The organism is Pedobacter quisquiliarum (assembly GCF_014642175.1).
Classification (GTDB): Bacteria; Bacteroidota; Bacteroidia; order Sphingobacteriales; family Sphingobacteriaceae; genus Pedobacter; species Pedobacter quisquiliarum.
The window spans coordinates 183,014-206,300 of record NZ_BMIL01000001.1; the positions used below are offsets into that span (position 1 = coordinate 183,014).

Below are 23,287 nucleotides of genomic sequence, written 5' to 3' on the forward strand. Positions count from 1 at the left end.
CTTTAGATGCCTTTATTACTGTGCGTTTTGAAACTGTTTAACCATATCATCCAATATTGCCTTACCAAGTCCAACGCGATTGGCGTATTCCAGGCAAAGTGCATATTCCTTATCGTGGATGGTTCCATCCTGGGTCATCATTTGTACCAGCGTCTGCAATTCAAGCGTTTTCTGAAGGCTGTCTTCCGGAATGATAAAAGTCAGCACGCCCAGGTTGTCCGCCATTGGCATAACCTCATCGGCAGAAAGCCCAAGTTTGTTCCCAATGCTGAGCAACAACTCACTTTCGCCTTCCTCAAGCACTTTGTCTGCTGCAGCAACTAAAACAAGGTTTTGGTAAAATGATAGTTTCTTCTGAGGAGTATTCAGCACCTCCTCTAATGATCGTATATTTAGCATAGATATGGTCTTTAGTGTACCGAACGATCCTCAAAATTCCTACCATAAAGGACATTCATCATTCCTGAAAACCCGCATCATCGTATCAAGGTGCTTTTCTGCTCAAAAAATCAAGGGAATACAGCCTTGCTGGTGTAAAAGTTACACTTACTGAATTGTAGCTTTATATGCATGTCCTTCTCGTTCCAATCACCTGATTATCAGCTACAATCTTCTCGATTGCAAGCTTTGCTTCATACGATTATTTAAGGCAGCATTCAAAAAAATAAGGTTAGTAAATTATTAATTATATATTTGCAAGCATTGCTGGATGGTGCAAACTGGTGCTTACTAAGCCATTAACACCATCTTTCAACATATACTTGAACAAGCCTCGTAAAGTATGCAACAGGCAATTAAATTTAAAAGACAACCCGAATGCTAAATTTTGTTCTCTTTGGCCCACCGGGTGCAGGTAAAGGCACCCAATCAGAAAAATTGATCGAAAAATATCAATTGATTCACATCTCCACCGGTGATCTCTTCAGATCACACATAAAAAACCAGACTGCTTTAGGACAGAAAGTTAGTGCATTGATCGCAGAAGGTCAATTGGTTCCTGATGGTATCACCATCGATATGTTGGAAGAAGAAGTGAACAAGAGTCCAAATGCAAAGGGCTTCATCTTTGACGGTTTTCCACGTACCATTCCTCAGGCCATTGCTTTAGACGAGTTTCTGGAACAGAAAGGCACTTCCATCTCCGCAGTGATCGCACTTGACGTTGATCAGGAAGAACTTAAAAAAAGGGTGGCACAGCGCCAGAAAGAATCCGGAAGGGTAGATGATCAGGCGGATAAAATCCAGAAGCGCATCGAGGAGTACTTCACAAAGATCATTCATGTGCTTCCATACTACGAAGAACAAAACAAATTAACGAAGATCAATGGTATCGGCAGCATCGAAGGCATCTTTGATGAGCTATGTGCCGTTGTCGATCAATACTAATAAAATTATACCATCAAATAGCGGGATAGATTTAATTCGTCCCGCTATTTGCATTTCTTATCTTTGCGCAATTATGCAATGCATATTGCAAGGCTTCATTCAAGAGCCACCATTCCATTTAATCAGAATAATATGTCACAAGGTTCCAATTTCGTAGATTATGTAAAAATATGCTGCCGTTCTGGTAAGGGCGGACCGGGTTCGGCACACTTGCACCGTGATAAAATGACCTCCACCGGAGGCCCCGATGGCGGTGATGGCGGTCGTGGCGGGCACATCATTTTAAAAGGTAATCCACAGTTCTGGACTTTGCTACACTTAAAATATCGTAAGCACATCATCGCAGAAGATGGTTTGAGCGGCTCCAGCTCAACTTCTACCGGTAAGTCTGGTAAAGATGAAGTGCTGGAAGTACCACTTGGAACCATCGCCAAAGATGCCGAAACCGGAGAGGTGCTTTTCGAAATTACCAACGAAGGGGAGACCAAGATCCTGACCGCAGGGGGTAGAGGTGGACTGGGTAACTGGCACTTTAAATCCTCTACGCAACAAACGCCACGTTTCGCTCAACCTGGTGAAGCCGGTACGGAGCGTTGGGTAGTGCTTGAACTTAAAGTACTTGCCGATGTAGGTCTGGTTGGTTTCCCGAATGCAGGTAAATCAACTTTACTCTCTGTCGTTTCTGCAGCTAAGCCGGAGATTGCAGATTATGCTTTTACAACACTGGTTCCCAATTTAGGCATTGTATCCTACCGCGGAGACAAGTCGTTTGTAATGGCAGATATTCCAGGGATTATCGAAGGTGCGTCTAAAGGTAAAGGCCTGGGTTATCGCTTTCTACGTCATATTGAGAGAAATTCCGTGCTGTTGTTTATGGTTCCGGCAGACACAAACAGAAGCATCACAGAAGAATACGAAATCCTTAAGCGCGAGTTAAAGGCTTATAACTCAGAGCTGATGCAGAAGCCGCATATCCTGGCGGTTACCAAATCAGATATGCTGGATGAGGAATTGAAAAATGAAATGAAAGCGGATCTACCAACAAACATTCCCACAATCTTCATCTCCTCGGTTGCACAGAAAGGCTTAACGGAACTGAAAGATTTGCTTTGGGCTGCTATTGCAGGCTAAGCCAATTGATCTAAAGCTGCAAGGATTACTTTGCAGACCTTCCGGATTTCAGCTGTTGTTATGATTAAAGGCGGTGCGATACGCATCGCCGTTTCACAATGTAAAAACCAATCGATAATTACACCTTCCTTGCCACACAGCTGACTCACTTGCTCCACCTGTTGAAAGCTGTCGAGCTGCATGCAAAGCATCAGTCCCATGCCACGAACTTCCCTGATCTTGGGATGTACCAACAGCTCACGGAATAATGCCTCTTTCTCAAAAACCGTCGGCACAAGTTGTTCCTCCAGAATCACCTCCAGGTTCGCCAATCCAGCTGCGCAAGATACCGGATGACCTCCGAAAGTTGTGATATGGCCCAGAATCGGGTTTTCTGCCAATACACCCATCACGCGCTTATCCGCAACGAAAGCACCAATTGGCATGCCGCCGCCTAAAGCTTTCGCCAGCAGCAGTATATCCGGCACGATGCCGTAATGCTCAAAAGCAAACAGTTTACCCGTCCGGCCAAATGCCGCCTGTATTTCATCCAGAATCAACAATGCACCGACTTCATCGCAACGTTGACGTAACATCTGCATGTAATCAACATCTGCAACCCGTATCCCGGCTTCACCCTGTAAGGTTTCCATAATCACACATGCCGTTTCCGTAGTGATAAGCTCCAGATCTTCAACGGCGTTGAAGTTTATAAAGCTGACATCCGGTAACAAGGGGCGGTATTTCTGCTTAAATTCTTCATTGCCCATCACACTTAAGGCGCCATGCGTACTACCATGGTAGGCATTGTGGCAAGAGATGATCTGACTTCTTCCTGTAAAACGCTTGGCAAGCTTCAACGCACCTTCTGTGGCTTCTGCACCGGAGTTTACGAAGTATACGTTGTTTAGCCTTGATGGCAGCACGGAAACCAGCTTTTCAGCAAACTTTACCATAGGCGTTTGCACATACTCCCCGTAAACCGTCAGGTGAAGGTATTTATCCAACTGTGCCCTGATTGCATCCAACACGGCCGGATGGCGATGACCGATGTTGCTTACTGCAAAACCAGATACCAGGTCTATGTACGCTTTGCCGCTGGTGTCATACAGATATATGCCCGATGCATGTTCAATTTCGAGCATTTTAGGTGTTGTGGATGTCTGTGCGGTATTCAGTAGAAAGAGTTGCTTGTTGCTGATCATGGCTATGGTATAGGCCTGCAAAATTAGGAAACTATTTAAACTATGGTTTGTTATGCGGATAGTTTAAACTTAGCCCAATGTCAAAATTTAACGAACTCATAAGATCTGATAAGCCGGTGCTTGTAGATTTTTCTGCCGAATGGTGTGGTCCCTGCAAGATGATGGCACCGATACTGCAGCAACTTAAAGGCATGATCGGGGATCAGGTAACCATATTAAAGGTCGACGTAGACCGAAATCCGGATGTTTCGAACCTTTACAGAATTCAGGGCGTACCCACATTGATCCTGTTTAAGAATGGCGAAATCAAATGGCGACAATCTGGAGTTGTACAGGCCAGTCAGCTGAAATCTGTGATAGATGCTGCGCTCTAAAGCGGTATCCCATCAACAAAGAAAATCCACCCATTCCTGACCTGTAAATCCATGAATTTGGGTTTATGAAGCCTGAATGGCTTGCTTTTGCCTGTCCAGGTCCTTTAATCTGTTTTCTTTACTTGCTAGATCACTTTGCGCATTCGCCAATGCTTTTTGTGCATCATTGAGTTTCTCGTTGGCGTCTTTTGCATCTTCTGCATCATCTTTAGCATCATCTGCTTTGGACTTAGCTTTTTTGATCTGCTTTAAGTTTCCACTCGTCGCTGTAGCAGCTTGTCTTCTGCTTTCTTCCAAAGATTCCCTTGACTTGGCTTCTGCTTTCTGTGCCTTAGCTTCTAAAATCGGAATATCACTTCTGAGTTTATTGATGTCACCCTGTAGATTTACCACCTCACGTAAGAGCACACGGTATTCCTTGTTCAGGTTTACCGTATCGGCAGCGGTGCTGTAGGTTTTTGGAGAGCAACTGTAAAAAAATGCACTTAAGAACAGCGCGATTGGTAATAGGTAGATGATTTTTTTCATACCCCCTATAAACCAATAACCATGCCCCTTTGATTTAAAGGCATGGTTACAATGGTGTTACATGTTTCTGCGGTACTGGCCGCCAACTTCATAAAGCGCATTAGATATTTGCCCTATTGAGCAGTATTTACATACTTCCATCAGCGCTTCAAAGATATTCTCACCAGCAATGGCGCGCAGCTGCAAGTCGCGCAACAATGCTACAGATCTATCCTGATTCCGATGTTTAAAGTCCTCAAGGGCATTGATCTGGAACTGCTTTTCTTCTTCAGTAGCCCGGATCACCTCGGAAGGCACAATGGTGGGGGAGCCGTTTTTATTTAAAAACGTGTTAACACCTACAATTGGATAGTCGCCATTATGTTTAAGCGTCTCATAGTGCAGGCTTTCTTCCTGGATCTTACCACGTTGGTACATGGTTTCCATCGCGCCCAATACACCACCACGGTCATTTATGCGTTTGAACTCCATAAGAACAGCGTCTTCCACCAGATCTGTTAGTTCTTCAATGATAAAGGCCCCTTGCAACGGATTTTCATTCTTTGCCAATCCAAGTTCCCTGTTGATGATCAGCTGAATCGCCATGGCACGTCTTACAGATTCTTCTGTAGGTGTGGTGATCGCTTCATCGTAGGCATTGGTATGCAGCGAATTACAGTTGTCATAAATAGCATACAATGCCTGTAGGGTTGTTCTGATATCGTTAAAGTCGATCTCCTGCGCATGTAATGAGCGGCCGGAGGTTTGAATATGGTACTTCAGCTTTTGTGAGCGATCATTACCCTTGTATTTGTTCTTAATGGCCTTTGCCCAGATCCTTCTTGCCACACGTCCGATCACCGCATATTCCGGATCTGTACCGTTCGAGAAGAAGAATGATAGGTTTGGTGCAAAATCATCGATGTTCATACCCCTGCTCAGGTAGTACTCCACAAAGGTGAAACCGTTACTTAACGTGAAAGCAAGCTGTGAAATCGGGTTTGCACCTGCCTCTGCAATGTGGTATCCGGAGATGGAAACGGAGTAGAAATTCCGTACTTTCTCATCGATGAAGTACTTTTGGATATCACCCATCATGCGTAAGGCAAATTCAGTAGAAAAGATGCAGGTGTTTTGTGCCTGATCTTCTTTCAGAATATCTGCCTGTACTGTACCGCGAACTGTGCTGATGGCATAGGCTTTAATCTTCGAATAAACATCAGCCGGTAGCACCTGATCGCCGGTTACGCCGAGTAACATCAGGCCGAGGCCATCGTTCCCCTTGGGCAATTCACCCTGATACACCGGGCGCTGCATGTTTTTCTCCTTAAAGATTTGTTCAATCTTTACTTGTACTGCTGCCTCAAGTCCATGTTCTTTAATGTACTGCTCACACTGTTGATCAATCGCGGCATTCATAAAGAAGCCAAGCAGCATTGGTGCCGGGCCATTGATGGTCATGGAAACCGATGTTGATGCTTTGCACAAATCAAATCCAGAGTATAACTTTTTGGCGTCATCAAGGGTGGCAATGCTCACACCTGAATTTCCAATTTTGCCGTAAATATCCGGTCTGATGTGCGGATCTTCTCCGTAAAGCGTCACCGAATCAAAGGCTGTGGATAACCGGTGTGCAGGTTGCCCCAGGGATACATAGTGGAAACGCTTGTTGGTCCGCTCTGGACCGCCTTCACCAGCAAACATCCTTGTTGGATCTTCACCTTCGCGCTTCAATGGAAAAACGCCTGCTGCGTAAGGGAATGCACCTGGCACGTTCTCGGTAAGCAACCAACGTAAAATGTCGCCCCAGTCGTTATACCTTGGTAGCGAAACTTTAGGTATTTGCAGGTTTGATAAAGAGGTGTAAAATAGCGGTTGTTTGATCTCCTTATCCCGTACTTTATAAATGAAATTCTCCTGTTTGTATTGCTCCAGGGTTTCTGGCCATTCGCGAAGCAATCTTCTGCAGCTGCCATCCAGTTGTTCTTCCAGATGCTTGTATACGTCTGCAAGTCCAGCGCTAAGGTTGTTAAGTTCTCCAGAAGGTATATCTTCCGCATTCAGCTCCATTACACCCTTAAGCTGATACAGCTTTCTTGCAATTGTGCTCTGCTGTTGTACCCACTCGTTGTAAGCTGCACTGGACTCTGCAATCTCCGCCAAATAGCGGCTACGGTCTGGTGGTATGATGTAAATCTTCTCCGACTGCGCTGCGGTCGTCAGGTTCTGTGCTTCATAATTCACGCCGGTAACTGACTGGATTTTATCCATCAATGCGGTAAACAGGTTGTTCATACCCGGGTCATTGTACTGCGAAGCCATGGTTCCAAAAACAGGAATGGTGTCATCTGCAGCATCAAACAGATTATGGTTGCGCTTATATTGTTTACGAACATCGCGTAAAGCATCTAAGGCGCCACGTTTATCAAACTTGTTGATCGCTACCAGATCTGCAAAATCCAACATGTCAATTTTCTCCAGCTGCGTAGCGGCACCAAACTCTGGCGTCATCACATATAAGGAAACATCACAATGTTCGGTAATCTCGGTATCCGACTGCCCGATTCCAGAGGTTTCCACGATGATCAGATCGTAACCTGCAGCTTTACAAATGTCAATGCTCTCCTGTACGTTTCTGGATAGGGCAAGGTTTGCTTGTCTGGTTGCCAGTGAACGCATATACACCCTCGGATTGTTGATGGCATTCATACGAATGCGGTCGCCAAGCAGCGCGCCGCCGGTTTTCCGCTTCGATGGATCAACCGATATGATCGCAATGGTCTTATCTTTTACTTCAAGCAAAAATCTTCTCACCAACTCATCCACGAGGGAGGATTTACCAGACCCACCGGTTCCGGTGATACCCAAAACGGGTGCATGTTTGGCTGCGGAGAGCTTTTTTAGTTCGTCAACGAAGGACTGTGTGCCTTCAGGATCATTTTCCGCAACTGTAATTGCGGAAGCGATACTTTTAACATCGCGAGACTGGATGCCTTGCAGCTCATTGGATATGGTCTTTGCCGTGATGAAATCCGTCTCTTCAAGCATGTGGTTGATCATACCCTGGAGGCCCATCTTGCGACCGTCATCTGGCGAGTAGATTTTGGTGATGCCGTATTGTTCAAGTTCTTCAATCTCCTGCGGAAGAATCACGCCACCGCCACCACCAAAAATTTTGATGTGTGTTGCACCGCGCTCCTGCAGCAAGTCATACATGTATTTAAAATATTCCAGGTGGCCACCCTGGTAGGAGGTCATGGCAATACCTTGCACATCTTCCTGGATGGCGCAATTCACCACTTCATCTACGGAGCGGTTATGGCCAAGGTGTATCACCTCTGCACCCGAGGACTGAAGTATCCGGCGCATGATGTTAATGGTGGCATCATGGCCATCGAATAATGCAGCTGCGGTGACAAAGCGTATCTTGTGTTGAGGTTTATAAATTTGGATTTGTTCCATAAAGGAGATTTATATTTGGCCAGTAAAGTTAGTAAAAAAATAAAGCCGCAGTTTTTGCGGCCCTATGCTTAATTCGATAAAGGTAAGGCTAATTTCAATTAGCTGAAAACAAGTTGCTACTGATCTGTTAATTCTGTAATCGCCTGACCTACTGTGCCACTCGGCATTTGTATTTGTAACATCGCCGCAATCGTAGGCGCAATGTCTGTCATGTGGTACGGTTTGTTCGTCTTGCCGGGCTTCACTTTCCAGCCCATAAATACTGCCGGAATGTGCGCATCATAAGGATTCCAGGAGCCATGCGTCGTTCCGGTACTTCCGCCATCAAACCAGTTCGGGTTCAGGATGAAATATACATCACCGCTACGACGTGCGTTGTAGCCATTTGCAATACGTTGTTTAAGCAAGTCCGGTAAGGTTGCATTACTCAGCTGCGTGATGTCAACAGCGTTTAGAATACCGGTTTGTTGCTTCAGAAACTTGATGGTCGTTCTTTTAATATCTTCGAAATTCAGATTTGCTTTCTCGATTTCAGGCTTATTATAGATAACCTGATTGTTCATCACCGTTAAAACGGTCTTTTGAATTTTGAATTCTGTTTCAAGCAGCTTGTTTAATCCGGCAGCAATTTGTCTGTTGCTCACCACGCCACCTGGCATTTTATTTTCCTCCATAAACTTGGGTACGTGGGCCGCACCATGATCCGCTGATAAAAAGAACAGGTACTTGCCTTTTCCAATGGTCTTATCTAAGTAGTTGAAGAATGCTTCCAGATCCTTGTCTAAACGCAGATAGGTATCTTCCGCTTCAATAGAGTTTGGCCCAAACTGGTGGCCCACATAATCTGTTGAAGAGCAACTAACCGCAAGGAAGTCCGTGTTACCAACTTGACCCATCTGCTCCTTTTCAATGATCAGTTTAGCAAGATCCAACGTCATGGTGTTTCCAAAAGGCGTACTTCTAACCAGGTCATAGTTCTTATTGATGGCATCCGTTAATTTATGAGGGAAGCTGGAGTTGCTTTCGCCTTTGTAGCGGCCTTCATAGGGTTTTTCATCCGATGTACTTTGTGTATAGGTATCAATCGGGTATAACGTTTCCCAGTTCTTTTCATAGAACTTGTTCTGGTGCTTTGCATTGTTATACTGCTCCATCCATGTTGGCAGTTGTTGCATGTAGTAGGTGCTGCTGATCCAGTTCCCGCTAGAACCATCATACCAGTAGGCTGCATTTGCAGAATGCCCCGCAGGTAGTATAGCACCCCGGTCTTTCATCGATATACCAATCACCTTGCTCTTGAAGTTTGTAGCCAGTCTTAACTCATCCGTAATGGTGGTGCTAAGCATGTTTTTTGGCGACATCTCTCCAGCGGTTGTTGTAGTGCCTACGGATTTCACCGCTTTATCTTCTGCACAATACATGTCGCGCTGAAGCTCTGGGTCATACCAGTTGTTACCAATTATACCGTTAATTGCAGGCACGGAACCCGAGTATATGGAAGCATGTCCACAAGCGGTGTACGTTGGCAGATATGGAATCATCGTGTTTTCTGCAGAGAAACCCTCATTCACCAAACGCTTGAAACCGCCGCTCGAGTAGCGATCGTAATATCTGTACAGATAATCCCAGCGCATTTGATCTACAACAAGTCCGACCACCAGCTTTGGTCTTTCCAAAGTTGCACCGTTTTTACCAGCGGCAGCTTTATTCGTTTTTTTCTGTGCATAGACTGCAGGATTCAGCAGGAACAATGCGGTTATCAACAAGTATACTTTTCTCATCATGTCGTGTTAGTGCGCTAAAGGTATAAACTATAGCCCGCCGAAAACAGTACAAGAATGTAAAGAATTTATAAAACTTCAGCGACTACAAAGGTGCTTCCGCCTACAAAAATGAGGTCATCGGTTGCGGCATGTGCTTTTGCGCCGGCTAATGCTTCCGCTACAGAGGCGTATGCTGTACCATTAAGTCCACATGCAGTTGCTTGTGCTTTTAAGTCGGCCACAGGCAAGGCGCGTTCAAGGCTTGGTTGCGTGAAATAGTAGGTGGCATCTATTGGCAGGCGTTGCAGGATACTGGAGATGTCCTTGTCTTTGACCATGCCAATTACAAAATGTAAATGTTTGTGCGGCGTTGCCTGAATGTTCTTCAGCACTTCCGTAATACCTGCCAGATTATGCCCGGTGTCGCAGATCACCCGCGGCTGCAAACTAAGGGTTTGCCAGCGTCCTTGCAGGCCGGTCAGCTTCTTTACCTGGCGAAGTGCGTTATAAACATGAGCCTGTTCGATCTTGAACCCACGTGCCTTCAACTGCTCGACAGCAGCAATTACCGCCGGAACATTATATTGCTGGTAGCTGCCACTAAGATCCAGCTTCAGGTCCTTGTAGCATAACTTACCTTGCTCGAGGACAGAAAATACAAGTTCATCCTTGCTTGTACGCAAATTCTCCAGCTGGTATTCATCCGAGGCAAACTGCAAGGTTGTACCCACTTCAGCTGCTTTTGAAAAGAATACAGGCTTAGTCTCCGCTGTGTAGCTGCCTATGATTGCAGGTACGTTCGACTTAATGATACCTGCTTTTTCAAAGGCAATCTTGTCGAGTGTGTCGCCCAGAAGACTTACATGGTCAAAACTAATGTTTGTGATTAAGGATATTTCCGGATGGATAATGTTTGTCGAGTCCAGTCTGCCGCCCAGACCAACTTCAATGATGGCCACATCAACGGCTTCAATCGAGAAGTAGGAGAATGCCATGGCAACCGTTACCTCGAAAAAAGAGGGCTGAACGCGCTCAATTACTTTCTGCTGTTGTTTTACAAAGGCGGTGACAAAGGCCTTGGGGGCCATTTTTCCGTTTATGCGGATCCGCTCCCGGAAGTCCTTGAGGTGAGGGGAGGTATAAAGGCCGGTTTTATAACCGGCCTGTTGTAGAATTGCAGCAAGCATGTGGGAGGTTGATCCCTTACCGTTCGTGCCGGCAACATGGATGCTTTTAAATGTTTCTTGTGGATTGCCCAGGCTTTCACAAAGTGCAAGTGTATTGGTTAAATCCTTTTTAAGCGCTGCTTCTCCAATCCGCGTAAACATTGGAAGTTTACTGTAAAGGAAATCCAGTGTCTCTGTGTAGTTCATGAATGTTGAGATGGAAGCGAATCGGTTATTTTACCTTGAAGTTAAAGATGACCACACCAACCTGAACGTCCGGTGCATTCTCGCTCTGGTTCAGGCGTGCGCCCATTACCGCTTCTTTACACTTCTGCCAAAGTTCACGGTCATTCAGGGTCGTACCCTTAACACCCGGAACAGCATTGATAACAATCCCATCGCGGTTGATGGATATACGAACCGCAATCTTACCTGTTTTCTGCCCGTCATCCTGTGGTGTAACCAGATTGGTGAACCGTCGTAAAGCAATCGGCGTATCCCCAAAACCTGAACCGCCTTCGCCGTAATTATTTGAAAGTGGGTCACCATTGATGCTACCCTGATTTCCGGGGGTACTACCTGTTCCATCACCCTTTCCGGTACCAGTACTTTTCTTGCCTTTGTACAAAGCATTCTGGTTGATCGTTGGGGTCGCAGGCTTTGGCTCTGCAGCAGCAGTAGGGGCAGCAGTGCTGGTCGACTTCTTCGTGTTTACCGCTACGGCCTCCTCTGTACTTTGCGTCTGGATTTCTTTTGCACTGGATTCTACAGCACTCTTCGTTGGCTCCTGCGGAACAGGAACAACCTTATCTGGCATTTCGTTGTTGGCATTCGGATCAGCTGAAGGTTCTTCAAGACTGGTGTAGTCTGTTCCCATACCTTCTACAGAAGTTCCATAGTTCACCACAATACCACCCATACCAGCTTCAACCGGTGGTTCAAATGTACCAATGGCTATGAAATAGCTTAACACAAGAAAAAGCGCCATAATCCCTGTCGAGATGGCTAACGCTTTGGGGTAATTATTTTCTTCCTCTTGGTAAATCATTATTTCTTAGGTTCTACAGCTAAAACAACTTTTAGCTTCAACTGATTTGCAACATCAAAAACCTGCATGGTGTTCTCTATGGACACACCTCTCGCTACATATAATACGATGGTTAAGTCTGGAGAAGCGGCCTGGTATTTTTCAACCTCGGCCTGAAGGCTTTCCAGGTTTACCTGTTGTTTCTCGACAAAGTACTCCAGCTTTTCACTGATCGATATGGTGATGGTCTTCTGCGCGTTCGATTGTTGCCCCGACTCAGATCTTGGCAGCAATAACTTTACCACTTGCGGATTTACAACCGCAGAGGCAAGCAGGAAGAACAACAGCAGGAAGAACATGATGTCATTCAGTGCAGAAGTATGCACTTCAACCGTTGCTTTATTTCTTTTACGTAAATTCATTATTTACCTGGCTCCTCTAAAAGGTCAATAAATTCGATTGAATCTGTCTCCATGCGCAGGATGATGCGTTCCACCATCATGTTCAGGATATGGTAAAGTACATAAGCAACGATACCGATCACCAATCCGCTTGCTGAAGTAATCATCTTCACATATAAACCACCTGAGATGGTACCAATCTCAATAGCACCTTTAATGGATACATCATGGAAAATTTGAATAACCCCAATGATCGTTCCTACGAATCCAAGCATTGGCGCAATACCAGCAACGATACCCAGGATATTGATGTTTTTCTCCATTTTGGATACTTCAAGTTTACCAACGTTTTCGATGGCACCTTCAATTTCTTTAATCGGACGGCCAATTCTTCTTAAGCCTTTTTCCAACATCCTGCTTAAAGGAGAACGGTTATTTCTACATACTGTTATGGCGTGATCTAATTTTCCTTCATGAATATATTGTTTGATGGAAAGCATCAGGTTTGCTTCACTTTTCGATGCATTTCTGATGGTGATGTATCTTTCAATGAAAATTACCAGGCCCAGGAAGGCCAGTAATGCCAATGGAATCATCACCCATCCACCTTGAAATAATAAGTCAATAAAGTGAATTTCCGCAGGTGGTGCGGCAACAACCTGGTTTGTCAGGCTGGCGGTATCAGTAAGTTGTGTTGCTGTGTCTACGGGAACTTGTAGCAATGTGATCATATTATTGTGGTTTGTTTTTGTAAATGTATAAGCCTTTAATTTTCAATTTTTCGCCCAGCCTGTCGCGCTCAGCCTTCGCCGTATTTTCGTCTTTTAACGTTGCAATACTCATCTTTAGTCTCTTGCCCGGTGCGTTATGAACCACCTTAGCCTTAATACCACTTTTCTTCATGGTTTCAATAAACCAGCTCGCCTCTTTCTCGTTCAATACTGAAGCACCGATAACTTCGTAGGTCACCGCAGTTTCTGCGGGTGCTTTAACCACCGGCACAACCGCCTTCACACTATCTACAGCAGGCGCTTTTTCCATTTTACCGGAAGCATTTACCAGCGTGTCTGCAGCCGTCGCAGAGTCCAATATCGCCTGCTCACGTGCAACACGGGCTAAACTGTCGGTTCGCAGCTGTTGCGTTGCCGCAGCTGGCACAGTTGGTTCTTCTGTAAAGGAAGTAGAGAACCTCGGGTATAAGTAATATGCCGCAACACTCAACAATAAAATCGCTAGCAACACCACGGCAACCTTAGTGAGTAGGGAACCACTTTCCGCGGGTTTCTCTTCTTTGATGGTGTAGTTGATCCGATTCTCTATAATTGGTCTGCGGATTTCTGTTAATATTTCTTCATTCGTCTCTTTACCTGGATTTTCTTCTTCCAGCATATTTTCCTGAATGATTTCTGCTTCTTTTGAACTGTCTTCCTCCACAACTGCGCTCACTGGTATGGTTACCGGGATCACAGGTGTCGCCGGAATAACCGTTACAGGTGCTTCAGGTTCAGTAATTTTCGGCAAGCCAAAGAACTCCTTACCAGGGTTGAAGTCCGTACTTTGTTCCAGTAGTATAATGCCATTGGCCTTACGCAACCTTCCGATTGGCGAAAAGTCTGCATGGCCATACTCGTTTAGCTGTTGTATAAGCTGTAGGGCAAAACGGCTAACCGCATCTGCAGCAACAGCGGGACTGCTGTTTTCTTTAGCAATCAGTTCATTAATTAACAGGTTCGATTCTGTTACCTCCTGCTTAAATGCTGTAGTCGATCCTGGAGGCAGAAAAGTCCTGCTTACGCTATCATATCTGCCCGGAGATTTCTTTTTATATATGGTTCCAAAGCCATCAATTCCAACTTCTTTATGAAACTGAATCAACTCAGCTACGTACTTAACTATCTCCATCTGGGTAAAAATAAATTATAATTCTATAGTAAGCAATTAATAAGCAAAATGCCTAGAACGCGTAGGAGATACCTCCAAATACATTTAATCCAATGTTGTTGTAGTATAAGAAGCGGCTGTTGTTGGTGTTCAACAAGTTATTCACTTTTAAGAATGCACCAAATTGCTTATTGATTTTATAATCAGCACCAAGGCCAAGATCCACAAAACCTTTCATGGTCACGATGTTTTCAATGGATGGATCAGGGAGTAGGTACGGGTTTGCAGGTTGTGCAGTGTAAATCTTCGCTTTGCTTTCACCCTGCATATACGCTGCGGCATTGAAGCTAAGTTGATCGGTAATGTTCAATAGCAAATTAGAAGTTAAACGTGCCTGTGGTTTAAACCAGCTTTCGCTTTCCACTGCAGATTTGTACTGCTCCATTGTCACGCCACCGGTCCAGCGCAAAGCATCACTAACCTGAACCGTAATTTCACCATTTAGACCAGTGAGCTTCATGTTCCCGAAGTCATAAATCACGTCAAATCTGTTTTCCGCACCGAAGGTGTTTACGAAAAGGGGCATATCAGTGATCTTCTTGTGATAAGCTTTGATTTTATAGCCAAAGCCAGGTCCGCCGGTACCTTTAATTCCAGCGGTAATGCTCATCTTTTCAATTGTGTTTTGTATGCTGATGTTGCTGTTTAAGAATGGATTCTCATCGGTAAATGCCTTCATCGTATTACGATTCACATCACCTTTAAGCTCTCCAAATACCTGAAGGTAGTCTGGAACAAGCGTGAAATCTGCCGTCACCAACGGGAAGATCCGGCTGGTCGAGAAATCTCCAAACTCCTGCACGAAGTTAATACCTGCGTTAATCTTAACACCGCTTGCCTGCAAACGGATGTACGGGTTTAAGCGCAACAGGTTGTTGGCAACTTTAAAGTCAGTGCTCTTGGTCGACCCGAAATCCAGTCCTGCGGCAAGCCCCAGGTTGAAGCTTTGGATACGCTTATTCACATAACCGTTTACCGTTACCGCGTTCTCGCGGGCATCGAACTTGTCACCCCACAGGTAACCGTTAATTTTCGCAGCATAGCTTAGTGCATCTTCGTCCGTGCTGTAGCGGTTTACGACTTCACCTTCGGCTTCAATGAAGTTGAAGCCCTGCTTCGCAGGGTCAAGGTTGAAATCAGGTCTTGATGGATCCTGACCATAAAAGCGAAGACCATTACGTTGGTAGTTTACGCGACCGCTGAATGTGGCCTGATCGGTAATGCTTCTTCCGAAAACACTTAATTCCTGCTGGTTGAACTGCTGTCCTGCCAACTTGCCTTCCTGACCAAAATGTCTGAAATAACCGCCTGCCTGAAGTGCCTCATCGCGGCCAGTGTTCACATAAGCTTCCAGTAAAGTTGTGGTTGCCGAGCCAAAACCAGCCTTCGCATAATTGTTTATCAATTCTTCCTCACGCGCTGCGGCAAGTTGCTGCGCCTGTAGCTTATTGATGTCGGAGTTCAGTTCTAGTTTCTTGTCCGTTAGGGAGTAGTTGAATTTTGCTTTATAATCAACAACATCGTTCAAATCCGGACTTCTTCTAAGCTTTACGGCTTCAGCAAGAATCGGCTTGTATGGTCGTACAACTTCAATTTCCTCGTTGATGGTTTTCTCGTCCGTCTTTTCCGTTTTCTTCACGTCTTGTGCCTGTGCGGCCAAACCTGCAGAACCAACAAGAACGAGGGTAGTATATATAAATTTGTTGAATTTCATTTCCGTGTGCTTATTTAATATTTGCCAATTTCTCTTTTGCCGCAGGTACAATCTCGTCGTCGCCTTCGTAGTTGTCAATCAAACTTAACAAAGTACTCTTCGCCTGAAGGTTGTCCTTTGTAGCCACATAGTTGTCTGCTAGCAGCAGGAACGATTTAGCTACCCAGTAATCATGCGAAGCCATGTTGTTGATCAGGTCAAAACAGGTCTTCAACGACGTCTTGTAATCGCCTTTAGCATATTGAATTGCCGCAAGGTTGTATTTGGATTCTGCAGCCGCAACCGTCTTGGTTTTAGCAACAACATTACCGAATGCCTTAACCGCTGATGTGGTATCCGCTTTCGCCAGATAAGCCTTTCCAGCATATAAGTCAGCACTATTTTTTTCTTCCTCTGAAGATTTATCAGAATCCTTGATAAGCTTCACGTACTTAATGATATCATCAGACATGTTCAAAGCACTGTAGGCTTTAAGCAGGTTATTGATGGCGTAGGTGTAGTGGGCTTTGTAATCAGAAGTGGTTTCCAGACGTTTCAGGTACACAATCGCCTCATTGTATTTCTTATCCTTCATGTAAAGTTCAGAAATGCTGATCAGCGAGCGCTCTGTATAATCACTGGTCCAGTCGTTCAGGATGTACTCATAATCTGGAATGGCATCTGCTGCGCGGCCAACTTTTACAAGTGACTCCGCGCGGATAAAACGTCCTTCTTTATCGTGAATTGGTTTCGGGAATTTGTCGAAATAAGCATTTACCGCTTCAATGGTTCCTTGTGCATCACCTTTTAAATAGCGTACGTTAGCAGCAGAAAAGGCAATGTTGTCCTGCTCTGCTACGGTGAAGTTACCAATCGGCGTCGTACCTGCGTAGTCAATGAATCCTTGTGAATCACCCTTGTCGATGTAGATGTTCTTGATGGATTCCAGCGACTGTTTCGCTTCTTCCGTGCTACCATACTCATTGATAACTTTCTTGAACGTTTCAGAAGCTGCATCATCCTGGTTCAGGTTGTACTGTACCAAACCGATTGTTACCAATGCTCTAGGAATATAACTGCTGTTCGGGTATTTGGTGATCAAAGCACTAAGGTCATCTTTAGATTTCTGCAGATCGCCTTTATTGAAGTAGGTGTAGGCCATTTCGAAACCTGCATCATCCGCATAGTTGGAACCCGGGAACTGCGCAAGCAAACTTTGCATCGTAGCAATTTTTGCATCATCCTGTCCCTGCAGACCCTGAATCATACCACGTTGGAATAAAGCGTAATCTTCACCCGAAGCTTTGCTGTTGATGATCTGGTTATAGTTCGCCAAAGCATTCTGGTAACTTTTGCTCACAAAATATGCATCTGCAAGTCTGATACGTGCATCATTAACCGTTTTTGGATCTTTATCATTACCGTCTAGGAAACGCTCAAAGTAGTTGGCTGCTTTGCTATATTTTTCATCTTCGAAAGCTGCGTAGGCCAATGCATAATTTGCATAGTTGTACACCTTTGTCTTACTTGCTTCAGGCGTCGCCAGGAATTTTTCAAAGTCTCTTACCGACTCGCCAAACTTGCGGAGTTCAAATCCTGCCTCAGCCTTCCAATAGGTGGTTAATGCCGTAATCTCCGGGTCTTCGTTGAAGTTCTGTGAACGCAGGAACATAGATAGTGCATTTGGAAATGCACGCTCGTTGTAGAATTCCAAACCTCTGAAGTAAGTAACCTTCTGATAGGCTTCCCGCGCTTCTTTAGTCTTGTTTGGAATCGGCTCCAGAATATCAATTGCCGCCTGATAGTTTTTGCTGCTCAGTAGAATCTCACCCAGCAAGGTTTTCGCTTCATTGATACGTCTTGATCTTGGGAACTGCTTTAGGAAGCTCTGGGTAGATTCTAGCGCCTGTGAATTGAAGGTCAGCTCGTAGCTTAGTTTCGCATAGTTCAACCAGGCATCTTCCTGCACAACCTTATCAAACTCTAGTCTTGAAGCCCTGAAGAATGCACTTCTTGCTTTATCCTTATTACCCGCTTCAATAAACAGCTGTCCCAGGGTGAACATACCATTCTGCAGGTAGACATCATCTTTGGTTAGCTTTTCCAGAACCGCTACCGCTTCCTTGTTTTTCTTTTGCTTGTAAAGCGTGTAACCATATTGGTAGATGAAAAGGTTGTTCTGAACACCATTAGTGTTTTTCGCATAAAAATCACGGAAGTAAATTTCCGCGTTTTTATAATCTGACTTCGCAAAGTAGGATGCTGCAATTAAGCTCAGCATCTCGGTTTCATATTCCTGCTTGGTCGACTTCAAAATAGGAACCGCATAGGAAATTACATCATCGTACCGTTCATCCAGGTAGTACATGGATGTAATGTAATATGGATAGCTGGACTCGTAAGTAGGGGAGCCCTTTAATTTTTCAAAATTTGCAAGCGCTGTTTTGTATTCCTTGTTCAGGTAGTTGATGTATGCAAAATAGTAGGTTGCACTTTCCTGAAATGGGGAGTCTTCTTTCTTTACTGCTTCAAATAGCGGCTCTGCACGTTCAATATCGTTCAGTTGGAAATAAGCATAGCCCTGCTTAAATTGATACTCGAGTCTCTGCTTTGCAGAAAGGGTAGATGGATCCGTTTTTTCAAACCACTCCAATGCCTTCTCATATTGTTTCTGGTCGAAATACGACTTACCAACATGGAAATACGCGAGCTTTGTATTTGGGTTTAAGGGGTGCTCTTTGATGAAGCTCTGGAATAAAGCCTCAGCATCAGCATTGCCGATTTCTAAAGCACAAACGGCAGCGTAAAACTTTGCATTTTCACGCAAAAGCGAGAGTTCTGCATTGCTTTCCTGCTGGGTCGCAGGTTTCTGCCTGCTTTGTTCAACCAGTCTGAATTGTTGAGCAGCAGCAACGTACTTCTCGTTATTAAGCAGCTCCAGACCAGTCTGATAGTTTTTATTTAGATTTACGATATTACTGATTTGCGCATATCCGGTGGATAGGTTTCCAGCCAGTAATAGCGGAATAAAGAGGTATTTCTTCTGCATTGGGTTCAAATATGGTTGCTGCGAATATAGTTATATCTAAGAAGTTTGTTAACAATTGTAATAAACATATGTTGATAACTTGTTAAACGGCAAGTTGCAATTAATGGTATTGCAGGAATAAGGGTAAATGCTAATCGCGCTGAGCGGCAAGTAGATAGAGTACGGCCATACGTACAGCCACACCATTTTCCACCTGATCCAGGATAATGGATTGTTTGCTGTCCGCTACATCACTGGTGATTTCCACACCGCGGTTGATTGGCCCCGGATGCATCACCAGAATTTCTTTGTCAAGGCTGTCCAGAATTTCCTTATTCAGGCCGTACATCATGGCGTATTCCCGCTGGGATGGGAAGTACTTAATGTCCTGTCTTTCCAGCTGGATGCGCAGCATATTGGCAACATCACACCAGTTGAGTGCTTTCCTGAGGTTGTGTTCTACTTTTACCCCCAGTTCATGGATGTGTCTTGGAATTAAAGTCGTAGGTCCGCAGACCATAACTTCGGCGCCCAACATCTGCAGGCACAGGATATTTGAAATGGCTACCCGCGAGTGCAGGATGTCGCCAACGATTACAACTTTTTTCCCGGCAACATCGCCAAGTTTCTCCCGGATGGAAAAAGCATCCAGCAAGGCTTGTGTCGGGTGTTCATGGGCACCATCACCGGCATTCACGATCTGCGCATTGATGTGTCTGCTTAGAAACACACCCGCACCGGCATAGGGATGACGCATCACAACCATATCCACCTTCATGGACAGGATATTGTTTACCGTATCAATAAGGGTTTCACCTTTGCTTACCGAAGAGGATGAAGCGGCGAAGTTCAACACATCCGCAGAAAGTCGCTTTTCAGCAAGTTCAAAAGATAGTTTTGTACGCGTTGAATTCTCAAAGAAGATGTTGGCGATGGTAATATCGCGCAGCGAAGGAACTTTTTTAATGGGACGATTAATCACCCCTTTGAAATTATCTGCAGTTTCAAAAATGAGTTCAATATCATTCCGGTTGATATCTTTAATGCCTAAAAGATGCCGGGTTGATAGTTTTTCTGCTGCCATTTCTTATTTGTTTCTATCTGATAATAAAATTACTCTGTCTTCGCCGTCTACTTCTTTCCAGGTTACCCGTACCAGCTGAGAATCCACACTGTCCACTTCCTGTCCGGTATAATCTGCTTCTATAGGTACATGTCTGGAGAACCTGCGGTCTATAAGCACCATAAGTTCAACTTTTGCTGGTCTTCCGAAAGCAAGCAGCGCGTCAAGTGCCGCGCGGATTGTCCTTCCGGTCCACAGCACATCGTCAATAAGCACCACGTTTTTACCTTCAATGATAAAATCGATGCTATTTGAGCTTGCGGAAACCAAACCATCTTTCCTTCTGAAGTCGTCTCTGAAAAAAGTGATGTCCAGATTTCCCTTGCGAATTTTACTTTCGGGAAGTACTGCGGAAAGCTCCTGCTGCACCCTGTCGGCAAAGTAACTGCCACGGGGTTGAATACCAATTAGTACTGTATTTGAGAAATCCGTATGATTTTCAATAAGCTGATGACACAACCTTTTGATTGTGATTTGAAACTTAGGACCGTCTAGCAGTGTTCGTTTTTGCATGGACTTAGGGTTGCGCAAATATAAAAAAATTGAATGAAGCGCAAAGCGCATGGTCCAAATATCGCGCATTTAGTACCTTTGTGCATGGCTCAGCCCGTGATATTTTTTGATGGCGTTTGCAACCTCTGCAATGCTGCCGTGCAGTTTATTATAAAGCACGACAAAGCCGCTGTGTTCAAACTCGCGGCACTTCAAAGTGCTGCTGCTGCCCAGCTGTTGCAATCGCTGCCAATACCTGGTGATGCGGCGAACAGCATTCTGCTGCTGGAAGATGGAAAGCTTTATGCCCGCTCCACGGCTGCACTGCGCATTGCCAGACACCTGCGTGGGGGCTGGAAACTGCTATATGTGTTTATCCTTGTACCGGCGTTCCTTCGTGATGCAGTTTACAAACTGGTGGCCCGCAATCGCTACCGCATCTGGGGCAAACAGGATAGCTGCATGGTGCCTGCACCCGAACTACAACATCGTTTTCTTTCTTAAACATCAAGCTAAACCAGAACTGGGACGAGAGGCATATTATGGCTTCGTACAGCTTTTATTCGGATCCTGTTCGCCTTTCCTTCGCCTTGAGCCGAAGCATAGGCGAACGAAAGGCGAACAATAGGCGAACGAAACGCGGTTGAAAGTAGAAGCATTTGTGGCTTTTATGTCCGGTTTTTCTTCATCAATCCGGTTGCTGAATATTGTGGAAAGGTTTGCAGATTATTATTAAATTGTGCGGAGCCAAAAGGCTGAACCTAACCTAATATTACCTAGTATGTTTAACAGACGATCGTTTTTAAAAGCCACAGGAGCATTGGCCGGAGCCGGCGTGCTTTCTTCCTTTGGCTGTTCAAGCAGCATCCTTTCCGCAGGAAAGCTGAAGCACCCGCCGATAGGGCTGCAGACTTACACGCTGAACTTTCTTTTTAATGCTAAAGACGCAAACACGGCAGAGGTGTTAAAACAGATTGCCGCCATTGGCGTGAAGGAGCTTGAAACCGCCACCGGTACGCCAACGGGTTTGTATTACGGCCATAAACCTGCCGAATTTGCCAGGATGGTGAAAGATCAGGGGATGAAATGGATCGGTAATCACTACCAGGGATTACCGCGTCAGGCGCCAAACCCCACTGCGCCAAACAGACGTATAAACCTGCGTGATGATGTGCAGCAAATTGTAGATGATTCTGCTGCTGGTGGTTGTTCCTGGGTGATCTGCTCCAGCTCTGCAGAAGCAAACATGGACGAAATCAAAAGAACCACGGAAATCTTCTCCAGAGCGGGGGAACTTGCAGCGGCGCAAAAGATGAAATTTGCATACCACAACCACCAATCGGAGTTCACTAAAATTGATGGTGTTAGTGCTTACGATTATGTACTTGGACAAACCAATAAAGATCAGGTTTTCATGGAAGTGGATTTGGCATGGGCTACTGAAGCAGGTATGGATCCTGTGGAGATGTTCAAACAGTACCCGGGCCGCTTCCCTTTGTGGCATGTAAAAGACATTGATCCGGCAACAAAAAGACCATGTCCTGTGGGGCAGGGAAAGGTAGACTTCAAGCGCATCTTTGCGAATGCCGGGCAGTCGGGTGTGCTACATACTTTTATTGAGCAGGATGGTGCAAAATCCATTGAAGATCCGGCTTCGAGTGTGAAATGGATGCAAGCAAACCTGGTTTAATTAGCCGGCAATTACTTGATCATTATGCTATATTTGCGCATTAACTAAATTTAAATGGGATCAAACATAATAGAGATTTTAAAGAACTCTCAAAGCACTATCTTAGAAAACTGGAGTAAAACGCAAGCTAGCGCCATGTCTTTCAATGATGATTTGATTAGCAGTCAGGAAATTCAGGAGCAGTCTGAAGAATTGATCACTGCCTTTCTTAGAAACTTAAACGAAGAGAACCTTGGGAACGGTGATGCACCGGAATTTGACGAAGTTGTTGAATCCCTGTCGGACCTTTCGATTAGCCGTGCGAAATTGGGATTCAGTCCTAAAGAAACAAGTGTTTTCGTTAATGGCATGAAGAACGCCATTATTGATGTGCTGGAAGCACAATTGATCTCACAACCTGCGCAGCTTTATGCCGCAAGCAAGAAATTAAACTACCTTTTTGATAGCTTCAGCATTGTCACCTTTGAAACATTCATCCGTGGACGTGAAGAGGTGATCATCAGACAAACTGATGAGATTTCCGAAATTTCTACACCGGTTATCCGCGTATGGGAAGGTATCCTTGCGTTGCCGATCATCGGAACACTTGATAGCGCCAGAACTCAGGTCGTAATGGAAAACTTGTTGGAAGCCATTGTTGAAACTGGAAGCAGCATTGCGATCCTGGATATTTCAGGTGTGCCGGCGGTAGATTCACTGGTTGCACAACATTTGATGAAAACAGTAGCTGCAACTCGTCTGATGGGTGCGGAATGTGTGATCAGCGGTATCCGTCCGGAAATTGCACAAACGATCGTACACCTTGGTATCGACTTATCAAACATCATCACCAAGGCATCACTTGCGCATGCACTTAGATTCTCATTCCAGTCCTTAAAGCTGGAAGTTAGAAAGCAACAAACCCCGGCTAACCGATAGT

20 protein-coding genes are annotated in these 23,287 nt (G+C 45.0%); 6 read left to right on the plus strand and 14 right to left on the minus strand.

Annotation, left to right across the window (positions count from 1 at the left end):
* Window positions 1-15: 15 nt before the first annotated feature.
* Window positions 16-399, minus strand: a complete 384-nt coding sequence (locus tag IEW69_RS00795; protein ID WP_188624914.1) for a hypothetical protein — start codon at window positions 397-399, stop codon at window positions 16-18.
* 417 nt (window positions 400-816) lie between these two features.
* Here IEW69_RS00795 and IEW69_RS00800 point away from each other — a divergent pair, with 417 nt between their 5' ends.
* Together IEW69_RS00800 and obgE are read left to right on the plus strand one after the other, a co-directional pair.
* Window positions 817-1,386, plus strand: a complete 570-nt coding sequence (locus IEW69_RS00800; protein WP_188624915.1) for an adenylate kinase — start codon at window positions 817-819, stop codon at window positions 1,384-1,386.
* Between the two features lie 132 nt (window positions 1,387-1,518).
* Window positions 1,519-2,517: a GTPase ObgE gene (gene obgE / locus IEW69_RS00805; RefSeq protein ID WP_188624916.1), complete on the plus strand. Its 999-nt coding sequence runs from the start codon at window positions 1,519-1,521 to the stop codon at window positions 2,515-2,517.
* Here the strand turns inward: obgE and IEW69_RS00810 are convergent.
* Window positions 2,514-3,701, minus strand: coding sequence for an aspartate aminotransferase family protein (locus IEW69_RS00810; protein ID WP_188624917.1), 1,188 nt, complete (start codon window positions 3,699-3,701; stop codon window positions 2,514-2,516). The two genes, obgE and IEW69_RS00810, sit on opposite strands and share 4 nt — an antisense overlap.
* 77 nt (window positions 3,702-3,778) lie before the next feature.
* On the opposite strand from IEW69_RS00810, the gene trxA reads away from it, so the two are divergent.
* Window positions 3,779-4,075, plus strand: a complete 297-nt coding sequence (gene trxA, locus IEW69_RS00815) for a thioredoxin (protein WP_188624918.1) — start codon at window positions 3,779-3,781, stop codon at window positions 4,073-4,075.
* Between the two features lie 63 nt (window positions 4,076-4,138).
* Here trxA and IEW69_RS00820 read toward each other — a convergent pair whose 3' ends face one another.
* From IEW69_RS00820 to pyrR, 12 genes are all read right to left on the minus strand, one after another.
* Window positions 4,139-4,603 (minus strand): hypothetical protein, encoded by a 465-nt coding sequence (locus IEW69_RS00820; RefSeq protein WP_188624919.1) that lies wholly within the window; start codon window positions 4,601-4,603, stop codon window positions 4,139-4,141.
* Between the two features lie 57 nt (window positions 4,604-4,660).
* Window positions 4,661-8,044 (minus strand): methylmalonyl-CoA mutase family protein, encoded by a 3,384-nt coding sequence (locus tag IEW69_RS00825; protein ID WP_188624920.1) that lies wholly within the window; start codon window positions 8,042-8,044, stop codon window positions 4,661-4,663.
* A gap of 116 nt (window positions 8,045-8,160) precedes the next feature.
* On the minus strand, window positions 8,161-9,828 hold the full coding sequence (gene pafA / locus IEW69_RS00830) for an alkaline phosphatase PafA (RefSeq protein WP_308420544.1): 1,668 nt from the start codon (window positions 9,826-9,828) through the stop codon (window positions 8,161-8,163).
* Between the two features lie 65 nt (window positions 9,829-9,893).
* Complete coding sequence (locus IEW69_RS00835) at window positions 9,894-11,180, minus strand: bifunctional folylpolyglutamate synthase/dihydrofolate synthase (protein ID WP_188624921.1); 1,287 nt, start codon at window positions 11,178-11,180, stop codon at window positions 9,894-9,896.
* 25 nt (window positions 11,181-11,205) lie between these two features.
* Window positions 11,206-12,021 carry an energy transducer TonB gene (locus IEW69_RS00840; protein WP_188624922.1) on the minus strand — a complete coding sequence of 272 codons (816 nt, stop codon included), beginning with the start codon at window positions 12,019-12,021 and terminating at the stop codon, window positions 11,206-11,208.
* Window positions 12,021-12,422: an ExbD/TolR family protein gene (locus IEW69_RS00845; RefSeq protein WP_188624923.1), complete on the minus strand. Its 402-nt coding sequence runs from the start codon at window positions 12,420-12,422 to the stop codon at window positions 12,021-12,023. The genes IEW69_RS00840 and IEW69_RS00845 overlap by 1 nt, the downstream gene beginning before the upstream one ends.
* Entirely contained in the window at window positions 12,422-13,132 is a 711-nt protein-coding gene (locus IEW69_RS00850; RefSeq protein WP_188624924.1) for a MotA/TolQ/ExbB proton channel family protein, read from the minus strand. The genes IEW69_RS00845 and IEW69_RS00850 overlap by 1 nt, the downstream gene beginning before the upstream one ends.
* 1 nt (window position 13,133) lies before the next feature.
* Complete coding sequence (locus IEW69_RS00855) at window positions 13,134-14,303, minus strand: hypothetical protein (RefSeq protein ID WP_188624925.1); 1,170 nt, start codon at window positions 14,301-14,303, stop codon at window positions 13,134-13,136.
* 52 nt (window positions 14,304-14,355) lie between these two features.
* Window positions 14,356-16,056, minus strand: a complete 1,701-nt coding sequence (locus IEW69_RS00860; protein ID WP_188624926.1) for a TonB-dependent receptor — start codon at window positions 16,054-16,056, stop codon at window positions 14,356-14,358.
* Between the two features lie 10 nt (window positions 16,057-16,066).
* Window positions 16,067-19,084, minus strand: coding sequence for a tetratricopeptide repeat protein (locus IEW69_RS00865; RefSeq protein WP_188624927.1), 3,018 nt, complete (start codon window positions 19,082-19,084; stop codon window positions 16,067-16,069).
* 130 nt (window positions 19,085-19,214) lie between these two features.
* The gene (locus IEW69_RS00870; RefSeq protein ID WP_188624928.1) at window positions 19,215-20,147 is read right to left on the minus strand and encodes an aspartate carbamoyltransferase catalytic subunit; all 933 of its coding nucleotides are present in this window, start codon (window positions 20,145-20,147) and stop codon (window positions 19,215-19,217) included.
* 3 nt (window positions 20,148-20,150) lie between these two features.
* Window positions 20,151-20,699 (minus strand): bifunctional pyr operon transcriptional regulator/uracil phosphoribosyltransferase PyrR, encoded by a 549-nt coding sequence (pyrR, locus tag IEW69_RS00875; RefSeq protein WP_188624929.1) that lies wholly within the window; start codon window positions 20,697-20,699, stop codon window positions 20,151-20,153.
* A 33-nt stretch (window positions 20,700-20,732) separates the two neighbouring features.
* Between pyrR and IEW69_RS00880 the strand changes: the two genes are divergently transcribed.
* From IEW69_RS00880 to IEW69_RS00890, 3 genes are all read left to right on the plus strand, one after another.
* Window positions 20,733-21,182, plus strand: coding sequence for a thiol-disulfide oxidoreductase DCC family protein (locus IEW69_RS00880; protein ID WP_229663474.1), 450 nt, complete (start codon window positions 20,733-20,735; stop codon window positions 21,180-21,182).
* A 277-nt stretch (window positions 21,183-21,459) separates the two neighbouring features.
* A complete protein-coding gene (locus IEW69_RS00885) occupies window positions 21,460-22,368 on the plus strand; it encodes a TIM barrel protein (protein WP_188624930.1) in 909 nt (302 codons plus the stop codon).
* Between the two features lie 54 nt (window positions 22,369-22,422).
* Complete coding sequence (locus IEW69_RS00890; RefSeq protein ID WP_188624931.1) at window positions 22,423-23,286, plus strand: STAS domain-containing protein; 864 nt, start codon at window positions 22,423-22,425, stop codon at window positions 23,284-23,286.
* Window position 23,287: the final 1 nt, after the last annotated feature.